Genomic DNA, 594 nt, shown 5'->3' with positions numbered 1-594 from the left:
TTCTGTTGGTTTAGGACTCCATTTTAAGAAGTTAGGTTTTACTACTAACATCGCCCATCCCCAGTTTTGTACTCCACTAGGAGTAGCAACTCCTTTAAGAATCTCCATACTATCACCAGCGAACATATGAGAGTATCCTATTTTTAAGGTAGCATATGGTAATATTTTTTGGGTAAATACAAGATCCAGTTCCGTGCCTAAGTATTTATCATCCGTTCCTGCAATGTCTTCTGCAGCAGAGAAATAATGAAGTTTAGCTAGTAAGCTATTGGATTTCCCTGTTTTAATAACCGCTTTAGCATATATATCTTGTAATCCAACATTGTTAGCATGATTACCCACATAGAAATAATCCATATATCCATTGAATTTATGGTTTGTTCCAAAAATCGGGAAAAAAGACTTGATCTCTCCATCGCTTCCTCCATTATCATCTCCACTAAGTAATTCTGCTCCAATACCGAATAATGTTTTTCCGGGCTTATAGGTAACTTCTAGACCAGCATTATAAGCTGATAAATCAACAGTTTCAGTGAATTTTCCTGTCTGCGCATATAAATTTAGTGCTACCTTCAGTCCTTTAGCAGGTTTTGC

1 protein-coding gene is annotated in these 594 nt (G+C 36.5%); it reads right to left on the bottom strand.

Annotation, left to right across the window (positions count from 1 at the left end; all coding sequences use genetic code 11):
• The coding region (locus Q0975_RS28350; RefSeq protein ID WP_299444367.1) for an alginate export family protein at window positions 1–594 on the bottom strand (594 nt) is incomplete at both ends.

This window comes from uncultured Aquimarina sp., assembly GCF_947500065.1.
GTDB lineage: Bacteria > Bacteroidota > Bacteroidia > Flavobacteriales > Flavobacteriaceae > Aquimarina.
The sequence above is the reverse complement of the archived record's forward strand: the minus strand, read 5'-3'. Positions and strand labels throughout refer to the sequence as shown.